This is a genomic window from Acidobacteriota bacterium (assembly GCA_030774055.1).
Lineage (GTDB): Bacteria > Acidobacteriota > Terriglobia > Terriglobales > Acidobacteriaceae > JACPNR01.
In genome coordinates this window covers 1-15,500 of record JALYLW010000046.1, presented here as the reverse complement: position 1 = coordinate 15,500, position 15,500 = coordinate 1, and the positions used below count along the sequence as shown (strand labels likewise).

At 63.2% G+C, this 15,500-nt stretch carries 13 protein-coding genes; 5 read left to right on the top strand and 8 right to left on the bottom strand.

The genetic code is table 11. The annotated features are described in order from the left end of the window. Nucleotides 1–86: 86 nt before the first annotated feature. The 3 genes from M3P27_03910 to M3P27_03900 all read left to right on the top strand — a co-directional run bounded on the left by M3P27_03910 (nt 87) and on the right by M3P27_03900 (nt 4,241). Nucleotides 87–1,001, top strand: coding sequence for a HAMP domain-containing histidine kinase (locus M3P27_03910; GenBank protein ID MDP9267454.1), 915 nt, complete (start codon nt 87–89; stop codon nt 999–1,001). After that, the gene (locus M3P27_03905; GenBank protein ID MDP9267453.1) at nt 998–1,816 is read left to right on the top strand and encodes a response regulator transcription factor; all 819 of its coding nucleotides are present in this window, start codon (nt 998–1,000) and stop codon (nt 1,814–1,816) included. The genes M3P27_03910 and M3P27_03905 overlap by 4 nt, the downstream gene beginning before the upstream one ends. 328 nt (nt 1,817–2,144) lie before the next feature. Next, nucleotides 2,145–4,241 carry a protein kinase gene (locus M3P27_03900; protein MDP9267452.1) on the top strand — a complete coding sequence of 699 codons (2,097 nt, stop codon included), beginning with the start codon at nt 2,145–2,147 and terminating at the stop codon, nt 4,239–4,241. Here the strand turns inward: M3P27_03900 and M3P27_03895 are convergent. The 3 genes from M3P27_03895 to M3P27_03885 form a co-directional block, all read right to left on the bottom strand. Then, on the bottom strand, nt 4,226–5,020 hold the full coding sequence (locus M3P27_03895; GenBank protein ID MDP9267451.1) for an SDR family oxidoreductase: 795 nt from the start codon (nt 5,018–5,020) through the stop codon (nt 4,226–4,228). The genes M3P27_03900 and M3P27_03895 overlap by 16 nt on opposite strands. A gap of 12 nt (nt 5,021–5,032) precedes the next feature. Continuing rightward, entirely contained in the window at nt 5,033–6,823 is a 1,791-nt protein-coding gene (locus tag M3P27_03890) for a CocE/NonD family hydrolase (GenBank protein MDP9267450.1), read from the bottom strand. Nucleotides 6,824–6,888: 65 nt separating this feature from the next. After that, entirely contained in the window at nt 6,889–7,830 is a 942-nt protein-coding gene (locus tag M3P27_03885; GenBank protein MDP9267449.1) for a mechanosensitive ion channel family protein, read from the bottom strand. Nucleotides 7,831–7,947: 117 nt separating this feature from the next. Here M3P27_03885 and M3P27_03880 point away from each other — a divergent pair, with 117 nt between their 5' ends. Then, a complete protein-coding gene (locus M3P27_03880) occupies nt 7,948–8,343 on the top strand; it encodes a hypothetical protein (GenBank protein ID MDP9267448.1) in 396 nt (131 codons plus the stop codon). Between the two features lie 18 nt (nt 8,344–8,361). On the opposite strand, the gene M3P27_03875 is transcribed toward M3P27_03880, so the two are convergent. From M3P27_03875 to M3P27_03855, 5 genes are all read right to left on the bottom strand, one after another. After that, the gene (locus tag M3P27_03875; GenBank protein MDP9267447.1) at nt 8,362–9,585 is read right to left on the bottom strand and encodes a tetratricopeptide repeat protein; all 1,224 of its coding nucleotides are present in this window, start codon (nt 9,583–9,585) and stop codon (nt 8,362–8,364) included. Nucleotides 9,586–9,762: 177 nt separating this feature from the next. After that, on the bottom strand, nt 9,763–10,104 hold the full coding sequence (locus tag M3P27_03870; protein MDP9267446.1) for a hypothetical protein: 342 nt from the start codon (nt 10,102–10,104) through the stop codon (nt 9,763–9,765). A 6-nt stretch (nt 10,105–10,110) separates the two neighbouring features. After that, nucleotides 10,111–12,618: a sodium-translocating pyrophosphatase gene (locus M3P27_03865; protein MDP9267445.1), complete on the bottom strand. Its 2,508-nt coding sequence runs from the start codon at nt 12,616–12,618 to the stop codon at nt 10,111–10,113. 206 nt (nt 12,619–12,824) lie between these two features. Beyond that, nucleotides 12,825–13,238 carry a hypothetical protein gene (locus M3P27_03860; GenBank protein MDP9267444.1) on the bottom strand — a complete coding sequence of 138 codons (414 nt, stop codon included), beginning with the start codon at nt 13,236–13,238 and terminating at the stop codon, nt 12,825–12,827. A gap of 122 nt (nt 13,239–13,360) precedes the next feature. Beyond that, the gene (locus M3P27_03855) at nt 13,361–13,738 is read right to left on the bottom strand and encodes a hypothetical protein (protein MDP9267443.1); all 378 of its coding nucleotides are present in this window, start codon (nt 13,736–13,738) and stop codon (nt 13,361–13,363) included. A gap of 731 nt (nt 13,739–14,469) precedes the next feature. Here M3P27_03855 and M3P27_03850 point away from each other — a divergent pair. After that, complete coding sequence (locus M3P27_03850; GenBank protein ID MDP9267442.1) at nt 14,470–15,462, top strand: formylglycine-generating enzyme family protein; 993 nt, start codon at nt 14,470–14,472, stop codon at nt 15,460–15,462. Nucleotides 15,463–15,500: the final 38 nt, after the last annotated feature.

Genomic DNA, 15,500 nt, shown 5'->3' with positions numbered 1-15,500 from the left:
GCCTGCAAGCATTGCTTGCAGGCTTTCGTTTTTGCCGTGTCTAATGGCTCCTGAGGGCAGCCGCGCCTCGGGGCGCGGCAACCGTTATGGCCAGCACCCGCAAAAAGTCGATCGCGACCTTCATCACCATCAGCGTGGTGTTGGTCGCCATCGCCGTCACCCTCAACGTGAGCTGGGTCGTGCTGCATTGGCAGCGCATCGGACTCACCATCATGGGCGTGATCTTTTTTGCGCTCATCATCGCCGGCCTGGTCGTCAACGTCGTCTTCCTGGTACGCGAGATCCGGCGTAACGAGCAACACGACCGCTTCATCAACGCCGTCACCCACGAGCTCAAGACTCCCCTCGCCTCGCTGCGTCTTTATCTCGAGACTTTGAAGCAGCGCAACGTGGAGGAAGCGCAGCGCAAGGAGTTCTACGACATCATGCTGGCCGACACTTCGCGCCTGCTGCACACCGTGGAGCAGGTGCTGCGCGCCGGACGCACCGGACAAAAAGGCCGCAGCATCACCCGCATGGAGATCGACCTCGCCGAGGTGGCCGAGGAATCGCTCGCGCTCGCCCGCCAGCGGTACCACCTGTCTTCAGAGTTGCAGCTCAACATTAATGTGGCGAACAACGGTGTGGAGGGCGCCGCGGGCACCAAGGTCATCGGCGATCCCGATGAGCTGCGCGCCGCGCTCTCGAACCTGATCGACAATGCGGTGAAGTATTCGGGTGGGAGTGTGCGCGTGGTCGTCGAGGTCGAGCCGCACGCCGAGAGCGTGCTGGTGCGGGTGCGCGACAGCGGCATCGGGCTCGCGCCCGAAGAGATCAAGCATGTCTTCAAGCGCTTCTACCGCGTCCCTGGGCAATTCATGGCGCGCGTGAAGGGCACCGGGCTGGGCCTTTACATCGTGCAGTCGGTCATCGAGAAGCACGGTGGCAAGGTCGAGGTGGCGAGCGCTGGCCTGAATCAGGGTTCCACATTCACCATCCGGCTGCCCAAGGCTTACGCATGAGCGCCGGGCTGGGGAACGCCGTGTTGGTGGTCGAGGACGAGAAGCATCTTGCCGACGGTCTGCGCTACAACCTCGAGGCCGAAGGCTTCCAGGTGACGCTCGCCGCCGACGGCGAAAAAGCATTGCAGCTCTTCACCAATGGCGCCAAGAACGGTGGCGGGTTTGCGGCCGTGATCCTCGACGTGATGCTTCCCGGCATCAACGGATTCGAGGTCGCCGCTGAACTGCGCAAGCGCGGGCACCTGCTGCCCATCCTGATGCTCACCGCGCGCGGCAGCTCCGAAGACGTGCTCCAGGGCTTCGAGTCCGGCGCCGATGACTACCTGCCCAAGCCCTTCGAGCTCAGCATCCTCATCGCGCGCCTGCAGGCGCTGCTGCGCCGTCACCAGTGGGCACACCGCGCCGTCACTACCGACAAATCTGCGCGGCACAAGGACGACGCTTTCCGCTTCAACGGCAAAAAAATAGATTTCGCCGCGCTCCAGCTCGAGACCGGCCGCGAGACCATCCCGCTCACCCAGATGGAGGCCCAGTTGCTGCGCTATCTCACCACGCACGCCGGCGAGATCGTCTCGCGCAAGGCCATCCTGCACGAGGTTTGGGGACTCGCCGAAGACACCGACACGCGCGCCATCGACAACTTCATCGTCCGCTTGCGCAAGTACATCGAGAAGGTGCCCGCCAACCCGCAGCATCTGCAGACCGTTCGCGGCGTCGGCTACCGCTTCGTCGCCAAGCTCGACGACAAGAAGGACGACAAGAAGGAAGACAAGAAGGAAGACAAGAAGGAAGCTAAGAAGGAAGACAAGAAGTAAGAGGGCGCAGCCCGGCTACACCACGCCGCCGTTCACAGAGACGAGGTCGGCCAGGAAGCCTCACACCCCGCGATAACTCCCACCATCCACCAGCGGCGTCTGCCCCGTGATATGACGACGCGCGCTCACTCGCCAGCGACACGATCGCGTCCACCGCCTTCCGGCTTCGCGCTGCGCTGCAGCGGCGTGTGCGCCGCCGCCGATCGAGTCTTGCCGCATTGACCCGCCCATCGGCAGCCGCCTAAGATGCCCGCGGGAGTCGCGGTGCGCCAAGGTGAATCAGACGCTGGGCCACTACCGTGTGCTGGAAAGGATCGGCGCCGGAGGCATGGGCGTGGTCTACCACGCGCACGACGAGCAGTTGGACCGCGACGTAGCGCTCAAGGTGTTGGGGGAGCGTTGGCTGACCGACGAGAAGGCGCGCGCCCGGCTGCTGCAGGAAGCGCGTACGGCCTCCGCCCTGAACCATCCTCACGTCTGCACTATCTATGAAGTCGCCGAAAGCGACGGGGAAACCTATATTGCCATGGAGTACGTGGCCGGACGGCCGCTGAGCGCGCTGGTGCCGGGCGAAGGGCTGCCCACCGAGACGCTGTTGCGCTACGCCCTCCAAATCTCCGACGCGCTGGCGCACGCCCACCAGCGGCGCGTGATCCATCGCGACCTGAAGTGCGCCAACGTGGTCATCACGCCGGAGGGGCGGGCCAAGGTCCTCGATTTTGGGCTGGCCAAGCGGCTGCGCGAAGAGGACTTGAACGCGGTCACGCGTTCACAGATGTCACTGACCGAAGCGGGCGTGGTGGTGGGAACGTTGCACTACCTCGCGCCCGAGGTGCTGCGTGGACAGCCCGCCGACGAGCGCTCCGACCTGTGGGCGCTGGGCGTGATGCTCTATGAGATGGCGACCGGCCAGCCTCCTTTCCATGGGAAGACAAGCTTTGAGCTGACCTCAGGCATCCTGCGGGAACCGCCAGAGCCTTTTCCGGAGCGCGTGCCATCGACCCTGCGCGGAGTGATCCAGCGCTGCCTCGTGAAGGAGCCGGGCGAGCGCTACCAAAGCGCGGTAGAAGTTCGCGCCGCGCTCGAAACCCTGCAGTCTAGTGCCGGCGTTCCCGCTGTAGTTCGAGCAGGGAAGGCCCCGCGCCGGTTGTGGCTCTGGCCGGTCGCTATCGGTCTGCTGCTGATCGGCGCCGGAATCATTGCCGCGGTGATTCGCGGCGTCCCATTCAATGCCGGGCGCAGGGGCATCGCCCAGCAGGAAGCGCCGGCGGCTCCGCGGCTCAGCACCGGCGGACCGCCCTCGAAGAACGCCGAAGCAAACGAATATTTCGAGCGAGCGATGCTGTTCCTGTATCACCAGTACGACTACGACCGGGCCCGGCTGATGCTGGAGCATGCGCTGGGGATTGATCCGCACTTCGCAGAAGCTCGAGCCTGGTACGGCTTCACCTACTTCCTGAAGCTTGACAGCGGCGCTTCCAACGACACCACATTGCTCTACAAGGCGGAGGAGGAACTGCGACACGCCCTGCAGGATGAGCCCAACTTGGCCAGCGCCCACTCCTCCCTGGCGGCCGTATACGTGGAGGAGGGACGCAAAGAGCTGGCTCCGGGGGAGATTGAGAAGGCGTTGCGGGCGAACCCGCTGCACCTCGATTCATACATCGAGCTGGGCTATTACCACGTCCTGAACGGCGACTACACTGCCGCCATGGCTGCGGCGAAGCAGGCGAGCGAGCGCGACCCGCTGTTCTTCGTCGCGCATTTAATGGAGGGCGACATCCTGCGCCTTCAGGGCGACAAGGCGGGTTCCATCCGTGTGCTGGGCAAGGTTGTGGAGCAGGATCCCAACAACACCTATGCCATGGTGCCACCGGTGCGCGCCTACCTTGATGCGGGAGACTTGGCTCAGGCCCGCCGAACGCTCGAAAGCGCGCGCAAGGAATATCGGGCAAATTACCAGCTTCGTCTCGTCTGGGCGCAACTGCTGGCCCTGGAAGGCAAGCGGGCGGCGGCACTAAAGGAAATGGACGGCGAAGTCTTGAAGTACGCCGCCGCAAATCCTTACATGACGGCCTACGCGGCCGAGTTCTACGCCGTTCTAGGGGAAAAAGGAGAAGTCCCTGGACTGGCTGGAGCGCGCAGTGCGCAACGGCGACGATCGCGCTCAGTGGTTCCGCCGCGACCCGTTGCTGGCGAACGTCCGCAACCATCCCCGCTTCCAGCAGATCCTGGAATCCATCGCCTACCGCCGCCAGCAGCGGGCCGCGCCGAAGTAGCGGGTCTCGTCTCACAACTGAGGACTGAGAACCAGTGCAGCCGTGCCGAATGTCGCAGTCAGCTCGAGGGAGCGCGAGTCGAGGAACCAAGCCTCGCAGAAATGAAAGACGCGCGCGCTGCGCGCCACCCTCACACCCCTTTATAACTCCCGCCATCCACCAGCAGCGTTTGCCCCGTGATGTATGACGCCCGTTCACTCGCCAGCCAAACGATGGCGTCGGCCACCTCTTCCGGCTGCGCCACGCGCTTCAGCGGAGTATCCGCCGCCCACTTCTCGTAGAAGTCTTCCGGCTTCACTCCGGCCGCGAGCGCGCGCGTGGCCGCGAGCTGCTTCAGCCGTTCCGTCGCGGTGTATCCCGGAGCAACGTTGTTCACCGTGATGCCGTCTTTGCCAAACTCGTTCGCCAGGCTCTTCACCAAGCCGACCACCGCGGCGCGGACAGCGTTCGAGAGGATCAGGTCAGGGATGGGCTGCTTCACCGAGACCGACGTGATGGTGACGATCCGTCCCCAGCGCTTCTTCTGCATCCATGGGATGGTCTCGCGCGCGAAGTGGACGTTGCTCATGAAGTTCATCTCGAACGCCTTGCGCCATTCGTCATCCGTCGCGGTAAAGAAGTTGCGCGCCGGTGGCCCCGCCGCGTTGGCCACGCAGACATCCACTCCGCCGAATTTATCCGCGACCGCCGTCACGAACTTCTTCACCGCTGCGGCATCGGTCACATCGAGCGCCATGGCAAAAACCTCGCCCTCGCCCTTGTGCTGCGCCCGGATCTCGTCCGCCGCGGCGTGGACCTTCTTTTCCGTGCGCGCGCAGATGGCTACCCGCGCCCCCTCCGCGGCAAAGGCTTCGGCTGCGGACCGTCCCATGCCCTCGCTCGATCCCGCCACGATCACGCTGCGGCCCTTCAGTCCCAGGTCCATTTGGCTTTCTCCTTACTTCGCGTCCACTACCGGCAGCACCAGCGCGCTCGGATGTTGCGCGTCGTGATACAGCGTGATGTGCGCCGTGCGAGCGTCTTTGCCACTCTCGTCCGCCACCACGCCGCCGGAGTTGTAGTTCTTCTGCACGTAGATCGAGTTCGGACACCCGATCACCAGCCGCAGCCGGCTCCCCTTCTTCACCAGGCGCGACATCCATTGAAACGTGTTGAACTCATACTTATTTATCTCGCCCGTCTTCACCAGTTTCGCTTCCGTGAGCGACTCGCGGTAGCGCGCGCGGATGAGGTCGCTGGTCAGCGCGATCGACGTCCCGTCCAGCTGGATCTCGTAGACGCTCACGCTGATGTCGGTGTCGGGCACATCCATCGCCAGCCACAGCGTCGCTTTCAGGTAGCCGGATATCTCCGTGTCCTGCTCCAGCGGGACCGAGTGGTAGACCACGCCATTGCCATAGAGGTTCAGCGCGTAGCGCTGGTCGGTGATGGGGTTCGCAATGTCTTCCTTCTCCATCTCCGCCGGCCGCGTATCGAGCGGGTCGTAAGTCCACTGGTCTTGTTTCGCCGCGTCCGCTGCGGTCGCGTTCGCCCCCAGTGTGCCTGATTCGAACACGCTGTTCGCCTTGCCCGCGGAACCCAGATAGAGCGTCGATGTCCGGTTCGATATCGCCTCCAGCGTGTCGGCGTATTTCCACTCGTCTTTTCCGGTGACGTAATACGCCACCCGCTGCTTCAGGAATTCGGGCTTGGTGCCGGACTTCAGCGTCCAGTCATACCAGTCTTTGTGAAGCTTGTTCATGTCCAGCAGAGAGGCGGCGCCGAACTTCAGCCCCCCGACCTCGGCCTTCGGTGTGCGCGTGCCCGGGTGGTCCCACGGACCGATGATCAGGTAGTGCCGCGCCTTCGCGTCGGCCGAGCCGTACTGCATGTGCTCGCGGTAGTAGGTCATCGCGCCGGTCTGGTCACCGTCGTACATCCCGGTGATGCTCAGGATGGGCACGTTCATCCGCGCGTATTGTTCGCGCGTTGGCGCCATCGCACTCCAGTAAGCGTCCGGCTCGGGATGCGCCATCCACTTCTGCCACACCGTCGAAGTATTGCCCACGATCTTGTCGAGGTCGCGGAAGGGCGCGTTGGTCATGTAGCGCTCGCGGAATTTCTGGATCCAGAATGCCGACTCGCCAAACAGGTTTCCCTGTCCGGTCACGCCGCTGGTGTAGGTGAGCCACTGGATCTCGTACGGGAAGGCCACGTTCTTGAAGAAAGGGAAGTCGGCCGCGGCATACGCCGAGGCCACCGGCACGATGGTTTTCAGGTGCGGCGGCAATTCCTTCAGCGTGGACCATTGGTCGAAGCCGGCGTAGGAGCCTCCCCACATCGTCACCGAACCGTTCGACCATGGCTGTTGCGCCAGCCCCTCCACCACGTCGTGCCCGTCGCGGCCTTCGTTCGCGAACGGCTCGAAGTTCCCGCCCGAGTTCCCGCGCCCGCGCACGTCCACCAGCGCGAACACGTACCCGTGCTGCGCGAAGTACCATGCCCGCGCGTGGTATGAGTCGGAGATGTAGGGTGTGAACGTGAACACCACTGGAAGCCTTTCCTTCTGGTCGTGCGGTCTGTAGACGGTGGCGTTCAGCTTCACGCCATCGCGCATCGGGACCTTCACGCCCCAGATCAGGTCAACCTCTTGCGGGACCTCCGCTTTCGGTGGCTGCTCTTGCCCAAAAATCACGCCGGTCATGATGAGAAGAACCACTACGAGACAGCGCGCGTTCAGCATACCCATCCACTTTCCGACGCCGATTGAAGGATTCCAATCGGCAATCGCCAATCGGCGATCGCAAATCGCTATCACTTCACTTCTTCCGCTCCCGGCCGTCCCGGATCATCAACGTACATCCGCGGAGGACCCGGCACCTGGATGTGATTACGCTCGAAGCTTTCCTTCACCCGGCGGCGCAGTTCGCGGCTGACACGATGTTGCGCGCCGGGATGCGTCTTCACCAGCAGCAGGTAGACCGCTTCGCCCGCGCCCACGCGCTCGATCCCGGGGACTTCCGGGGCGGAGACGATCTCCGCCGCGAACTCCGGATCGTTGCGCGTCTCCTCCGCCGCCTCGCGCAGCACCCGCAGCACCTTCTCGCTCGGTTCGTTGTACGCCACCGGCACGTGCAGGGACACCTGCGTCCAGTCGCGCGTCATGTTGGTCACGATCTTGATCTCGCTGTTGGGGACGACGTGTACCGAGCCATCGGCATCGCGCAGCACCGTGCGCCGCAGCGTCATCTCTTCCACCGTCCCCGTGACCGGCCCCAGCCGCACCACGTCGCCGATGTCGTACTGGTTCTCCACCAGGATGAAGAATCCGTTGATCACGTCTTTCACCAGCGTCTGCGCGCCAAAGCCGATGGCGAGTCCGGCGATCCCCGCTGACGCCAGCAGCGGCTTCATGTCGATGCCGAAGATGGGCAGCACCTGCATCGCGGTCAGGAAGAGGATCACCGCGATGCCCACGCTGTCGATCACCGTGGCCAGCGTCCGCAACTGCTGCGCGCGCAGCCCCTGCGGCAGCCGCTGTCGTTCGCTGAAGCGTCCCAGCCGGCGCGTGAACGCCCGCAACAGCTGTACCAGGACGAGCGCGATCAGGATCACCACCAGCAAGCGCACCAGGTTGCGGTGCGTCCAGCCCGCCACTTCAGCGCGCCAGTTCTGCCACTCCGCCGGCAACAGGGCGGAAAGAGACAAGAAGTCGGAAGCAAGCCGGGAGACCATCGCGTTCACTAGGCTGGGCATGGGGAGGTCGACGGAAATCGAAATCAGCGCGCGATTATAACAGCCGCGTCAGGCGCGACTTCCGGCCGGTCGCTCAGCATCTATAATCGGGAAAACTTTGTTCCTTCGAGGCTACCCGTGCGTATCACGCGTATCGTGCCGCCCGCCGTTCGTGTCCGCGTCCTTTGCGTCAGCATCCTCATCGTCGGCTTACTGGCCGGCCTGCTGGCGGTCGCGCAGACCGACGCGACCTCCTTCGATCCCATGCGTCCGCCGCAGCGCGGCCGCGAGCCCGATACCGATGTCCAGATCCGCGAACGCATGCAGAGGGAAGCTGACAAACAGTGGAACAAGCAGCGCCAGGCCGCGCTCAAGAAAGATACCGACAAGCTCCTCGAGCTGGCCACACAGCTCAAACAGCAGGTGGACAAATCCAACGAGAGCATTCTCTCGCTCGAAGTCATCAAGAAAGCCGACGAGATCGAGAAGTTAGCGCGCAGCGTCCGCGAGAAGATGAGGGCGCGCAGCTACTGAAGAATGTTGCCGGACGCGTCAGCAGTGATTGGCGTCGCAGTATTTCTTCATCTGGTCAGCGTGCTCGCGATATTGCGTGTTCGCGGGCTCGAGTTCCGCCGCCTTGCGATATTCTTGTAGCGCTTCCGGGTAACGAGTTTTCTTGTTCAGGATGATGGCCAGGTTGTGGTGGTAGTTCGCCACGCTCGCGTCCAGGCGGACCGCGGCGGCGAACGCGTTCAGCGCCCCGTCGGTGTCTTTCTTGACCGTGTCGAGGATCACGCCCGTACTGTTGTACGCCCACGCGGCACTGGGGTTCTCGCGTACCGTCTCCTGATATTCCCGCAGCGCACCTTCGTTGTCGCCCACTGCCTGCAGGCAGTGGCCTAGCCCGTAATGCGCGGTCGAATCCTGTGGCGAGCGCCGCAGTATCTCGCGGTATGCCGCCGCTGCCCCGTAGTAGTCTTTCTTCACGTAGCTGACGTCAGCAACGCCCTTTTCTGCGAGGCGGCCGTACGCACCTCCGATGCGCACGGCCGCGCGATACTCCGCCAGCGCGCCGTCCAGGTCCTTCTTCTCCTCGAGCAGGAGATCGGCAAGGACGAAATGCGTGTGTCCCAGGTCCGGACCCAAGCGCACCGCCTCCCTCGCCTCATAGAACGCACCTTCAATATCCTTCTCCTTCTTCCTCCGCAGCAAACTGCCCAGGCTGGCGTGGCCTTCGGCGTAGTCATATTTCAAGCGCAGCGCCTGGCGCATCTCCGTGATGGCGCCGTCGATGTCTTTGTTTGCGTTGGCCAGACCGCGACCCAGTCCGCGATGGGCGGGAGCTGATTCCGGATCCAAGCGCACAGCCTCCCGGTATTCCGGCAAGGCTTCCGGCCACTTCGATTCCCATCCCAGCGTATCGGCGAGTCCGAGGTGCGCGCGCGAATTCTGCGGCGCTCGCGCCACCAGCGCGCGGAAGCGCTGTTCCGCGTTCGCGAACTGGTCACTCTCGATCAGCGCTTGCGCCTCCGACAGCTCCCTTGCGATGGAGTTGCGGACAGCCTCGAGCAGCGCCGCGTCTGCACCGCTTCGCTTCAGCTCTTGCAGGTTCGAGTCGGTGGGTGGGAAGTCCACGCCGCGTTCCTCGACCAGCGCCGTCACGCGCTTCATCGCGACACCGCCGCGCAGCAGCTTCGCGATGTCTGCCTTGCTGAGCGCGCTATTGGATGCGGACTGCGCGAAGCCGAGCGCAATCGCCAACAGCACGATGGTCACAAGCGCCGCTGCTATAGAAGGGCTGGGCCGGCAACGCATCGCGCCTCCTGGAAGAGAGGGAAGAGTTTGCTTGGACGAGAGAGCGGATTGTAGTCTGCGCCGTTCTCGTTTTTAAAGCATTTTGCCGGCGCCTTCTCGATGCGCATCTTGCAGAACGAGGCGTGCAGCTACTGAGCGCTAGCGGAAGACGCCGCTTTTCGGATCGGGCGCCGAGAGAAATACCAGCAGCGTTCCCGCGCTATAGAAGATGAGCAGCGGCCATCCCACGATTATTAACAGGACAGCAGTAGCCGGAGCCTTGCCGTCTTTCCCGTGACTCTTATGCAGCGCCAGCAGCGCGAACCCCTGTGCGACCGCCGCGGCAGCTATCAGCGCCACGAGGCCCCAGCGTCCCGCCTCGGTGACGTCGAGCGGCATTCCCATCGCCCGCAGCACCTTCGGCACCACGAACAGAAAGCAGAAGGCTGCCACCGTCAGGACGACCCCGCGCAGGAACAGTCGACCTCTCTCGGTTGTCATAAAGCCTTACGCCGGCGCCTTCTCGATCCGCATCTTGTAGAACGACCGCCACACGAACGTGAACGAGACGGCAAAGAACACCACCGCCAGCAAGGTGGTGAGTTGCGCGTGGTCGCGCGCCAGGCTCACCGCGAGCTCGACCGCGAGCAATCCGAAGAGCGTGGTGAACTTGATCACCGGATTCATCGCCACCGACGAAGTATCTTTGAACGGATCGCCGACCGTGTCGCCGACGATGGTCGCGTCGTGCAGCGGCGTCCCTTTCTGTTTCAGTTCGGTCTCCACGACCTTCTTGGCGTTGTCCCAGGCGCCGCCCGCGTTGGCCATGAAGATGGCCTGGTAGAGTCCGGAGATGGCGATCGAGATCAGATAGCCGATGAAGAAGTAAGGCTCCACGAACGCGAACGCCAGCGTGCCGAAGAACACCGCGAGGAAGATGTTGAGCATGCCCTTCTGCGCGTACTGGGTGCAGATCTCCACGACCTTCTTCGAATCCGCGACCGAAGCTCTCTCCACGCCTTCCAGCTTGATGTTCGCCTTGATGAACTCCACCGCGCGATACGCGCCCGTGGTCACCGCCTGCGTCGCCGCGCCGGTAAACCAGTAGATCATCGCGCCGCCGGTGATCAGGCCGAGGAAGAAGGGAGCGTGCAGCAGCGAAAGGTTCTCGGTGTTCCTGGTGAGGCCGTCGGTGAGCGCCATGATGATGGAAAAGATCATGGTGGTGGCGCCCACCACGGCCGTCCCGATCAGCACCGGCTTGGCGGTGGCTTTGAAAGTGTTGCCGGCGCCGTCATTCTCTTCCAGCATCTCCTTGGCGCGTTCGAAGCGGACGTCGAAGCCATACTGCTGCTTGATCTCGGCTTGCACGTTGGGGATCTGCTCGATGAGCGAGAGCTCGTAGACCGACTGCGCGTTATCCGTGACCGGACCGTAGGAGTCCACCGCGATCGTCACCGGACCCATGCCGAGGAATCCGAAGGCGACCAAACCGAAGGCGAACACCGGCGCGGCGACCATCACCGCGCCCACGCCCTGCGAGGCGAAGTAGTAGGAGACGCCCATCAGACCGACGATGCTCATGCCGAGGTAGTAGGCGGAGAAATTTCCCGCCACGAAGCCGGAGAGGATGTTCAGCGACGCGCCACCTTCACGCGACGACGTCACCACTTCCTTCACATGCGCCGAGTCCGTGGAGGTGAACACCTTCACCAACTCGGGGATGACCGCGCCCGCCAGCGTGCCGCACGAGATGATGCTGGCCAGCTTCCACCACAGCGAGTCGTCGCCGGCGAGGTGCGGGATGATCTCGTAGGACGCCAGGTAGGTCAGCGCGATGGAGATGAACGACGTCAGCCATACCAGCGAAGTCAGCGGCGCCTCGTAGTTCATCTTGTCCACGGCGCCGTACCTCGCCTTGGCAATGGCTTCATTGATGAAGTAGGCGGCCGCGCTGGCGATGACCATCAGCACGCGCATCACGAAGATCCACACCAGCAGTTGCACCTGCACCGTCTCGCTCTTCACCGCCAGCAGGATGAAGGTGATCAGCGCCACGCCGGTCACGCCGTAAGTCTCAAAGCCGTCCGCGGAAGGCCCGACCGAATCGCCGGCGTTGTCTCCGGTGCAGTCGGCGATCACGCCCGGATTGCGCGCGTCGTCTTCTTTGATCTTGAATACGATCTTCATCAGGTCGCTGCCGATGTCGGCGATCTTGGTGAAGATGCCGCCCGCAATACGCAGCGCAGCGGCGCCGAGCGATTCACCGATAGCGAAGCCGATGAAGCACGGCCCGGCATAATCTCCGGGGATGAATAGAAGAATGCACAGCATGATCAGCAGCTCGACCGAGATGAGCATCATCCCGATGCTCATGCCCGCCTTGAGCGGGATGTTGTAGATGGCATATGGCTTGCCCTTGAGCGACGCGAACGCGGTGCGCGAGTTCGCGAAGGTGTTCACGCGGATGCCGAACCACGCCACGCCATAGCTGCCCGCGATGCCGATGATGGAGAACAGCAGGATGATGGGCACTGTCACGCCCACCGGATGCATCGGCACCGGGTGCAGGAATCCGAAGTACGCCACGATCACCACGGCGATGAATACCCAGAGCAGCAGGATGAACTTGCCCTGCGTGATGAGGTAGGTCTTGCAGGTCTCGTAGATGAGTTCCGAGATCTCGAGCATCGCGCGATGCACGGGCAGATTCTTCAGGTTCATGTAGATGGCGAGACCGAAGCCCATGCCGAGCGCGCAGATGATGAGTCCGAAGGTGAGGAGCGTGTGGCCGTCCACGCCGAGGAACTGGACGGTCGCCAGGTCAGGCAGCTTCAAGGCAGCTTCGCCGGCGGCTTCGTGCGTCTGCGATCCAGTCGCGGCGCCGTATGGACCAGTTGCGGGGTTTGGTGAAGCGGTCTGCGCCGACGCGCTCGCAGTCAGGAAAAGGACCGCCAGGAGCGCAAGAGTGGTTACAGCGCGGCGAGAGATTCTCGCGGCGAGCGAGTAGGACATGGCAATGCCTCCGAAAAGACGTTTGGGATCGTCAGCAGCCGGCGATCGCGGCCGGCGGTTCGGAGTCGCGCTTCCACCAGGACAGTGAAAGTACAGGTTTGGCCGCGCTCCCGTCCGCATCTGCGCTCTGTACCGCGCCTATGCGAACCCTCGTTTATACCACGCGCGAAAAATGGGGGTCAAACCAATGGCGGTCAAACCGCGCGCTACTTCGCTGCGCCGGTCTTCGCCGCACTGGTCTTCTCGGCCACGATCTTCTCGATCACGATGGCCTTCGAACCAGCGCGCTCGTAGACCGTTCCGGTCGCGGTCACGCGCTGTCCCGCAAAGGGCAGCAGCTTGGCGTTCTGGCCGCTGGAGGGCGTGGCTCCATCGATGGGAAGATAGACGTTGCCGTCCTTGGTCAGGATCACTAGCGGCGAGCCTGCTGCGGCGCACTTCTTCGCGCAGTCGGCGCTGATCGGTTTGTCGAGGTTCTTGGTGTACGCGCAGGCCGAGTCGAGCACGTAGCCCGTCACCTTCGTGGTCTTTCCGGTGCTACCCGGGCCGCTGCCGCCCGCGGCGAGGGCCACCGCCACGACCGCCATTGCTACCAGGAGGATCGCAATCTTCGTTCGCATGTCTCGCCACCTTTCGCTGCGGGATGTTACCACCGCTGCTGTCCCTTTCGGGGCTTGTGCCGCTGCGGTTTCGAATTGTCAAAGAACAAACTGCTGGTCAAAAAACAAACTGTGGCTGGCGGCTAGTCGCCGGCCGGAGTGATGGTGATGCTGTCGCTGTTTGGCTCGCATTGCTCGCTGCGCGTGGGCTTCTTTGCGACCATGGCAGACGCTTCGGCTTCGTTGTCGGCGGTGGCCGGGTCGGTGATCATGGGCGCGGCGAGGACGGGATCGAAGTTGGTGTTGCGCAGGTTGATGACGGCCGTCTGGAGTCCATAGAGCAGTTGCTTGACGACGGGAACGTTGACCTCGGCGCCGCGGAACGCCTCGCGGCGAAGACGTTCGAGGACCATCATGAGGGCGAGCTGGACGCCGTTGCCGTCCTCGAGTGAGGGCAGGGTGTTCTCGCTGGAACCGTTGTAGTACTCATTGTGGAAGTAGCAGAAGACGTTGCGGCGCATGGCGGGCGAGCCGCAGCGCAGTCCGTTGGGCTTGACGTGGCAGCAGCGCTGGGCGCGGTGGGCGAGAGCGTAGGTGTTCGCGGGCGCTGGCGGCGTCGGCGGGACGCTCTGGGGTGGCTTGGGTGGGCATGATCACGGTCCTTCCTTCCCCCGTAGCGGGGTCTTTGCAGAATCAGTCAGTTAGAGCGGGGAATCACGATGGGTCTCGGGGTGGTCACGGCGAGACTTTGGTGAGGTCTCGCCGTGATCTCCCGAGTATTGCTGTGTGCTATACATTGTGGGTGAGCATTTCCATCTTTAGCGCAGTAGAGAAGGGATGTCAAGGGAAATATTCGCTTTATGTTCGCCATTAGAGCCGCCTGCGCGCGAGCCGAGAGCGTCAGCTCGAGGGAGCGAAAGTTGTTGCGCTTCGGTTTTTGCGCTTCGGCGGAATAGCGCCGCCTGCGCGCAAGCCTTCGGCGAGTGGAAGGGAGGCGTTCATTCGCTTACCCAGGCCTTACGGCCTGGGCTAAAAGCGCGCGAGGACGCGCGCTTTCCGCCCGCTTTGCGGGCTGGACTCTAGCGAATGTGAGACGCCTGATCGGGGGTGAGGGCTTTTCCCACACGAGCAACACCGTCTCCCCTCGGCCTCGCTCGGGACAGGCTAAGAACGTGGGGTACCCGGCCATTGACCCCTCCGACTGGCAAGGTTAGTCTGTGTCGCTCGGCCGCATTTTCGAGGTTGCATGTTCATGCAGCGGCGCATCAGCGCGCTCGTCATTCTGCTTCTGCTCGCCGTGGTGTCCGTATTCACTCAGCAAGTCACCCAACCGAGTGCTCTCTCGAAGAAAGATATCGCCAATCTTTTGAACGGTGGCGTGAGCAATTCCCGGATCGTCTCCCTGGTCGAGAAACGCGGCGTGAGCTTTGATGCGGACGCGGAATACCTGCAGACGCTGAAGGCCGCCGGCGCCTCCGACGACGTGACGAAAGCCGTCTATGCCGCCTCGATGCGGGCTAAGGAACAGAGAGAGGCCGCCGCGGCCGCCGCAAGCCACGAGAAAGCCGCGCCTCGCCCGGGAGGCGCGAAGGTGAATCCTAAAGACGGCCTGACCTACGTCTGGATCCCGCCGGGGACCTTCCAGATGGGCTGTTCGCCCGGGGACAGCGAGTGTGGCAGCGATGAGGAACCGGCACACACGGCGACCATCACCCGGGGTTTCTGGATGGGGCAGACCGAGGTGACGCAGGCGGCCTATCAGCGGGTGACAGGGGCGAATCCGAGTCATTTCCATGGCGACCGGCTGCCGGTGGAGACGGTGAACTGGGATGAAGCACGCTCCTATTGTGGGGCGGTAGGGATGCGGCTGCCGACGGAGGCAGAGTGGGAGTATGCGGCGCGGGCCGGGAGCACGTCAGCCCGCTACGGCGACCTCGACGCCGTCGCGTGGTACCGCAATAACAGCGGCGACCAGACGGACGGGGTTGGGCAAAAGCAGCCGAACGCGTGGCAGCTTTACGATATGCTGGGCAACGTGTGGGAGTGGGTGAACGACTGGTATGGCGAGAATTATTACGGCCAGTCTCCCGCGCAGGATCCGAGCGGGCCACCCTCGGGAGAGTATCGAACGCTGCGCGGCGGTTCGTGGAGCCTCGTTGCCAAGAACTCCCGCGGATCGTACCGCAGCAGGAACGCTCCGGCCGACCGCGGCATCAGCGTCGGTTTCCGGTGCGTGGGGGAATAATTTCGCTTTACCCTTTTGACTTTTCCCTTTTGCCTTTC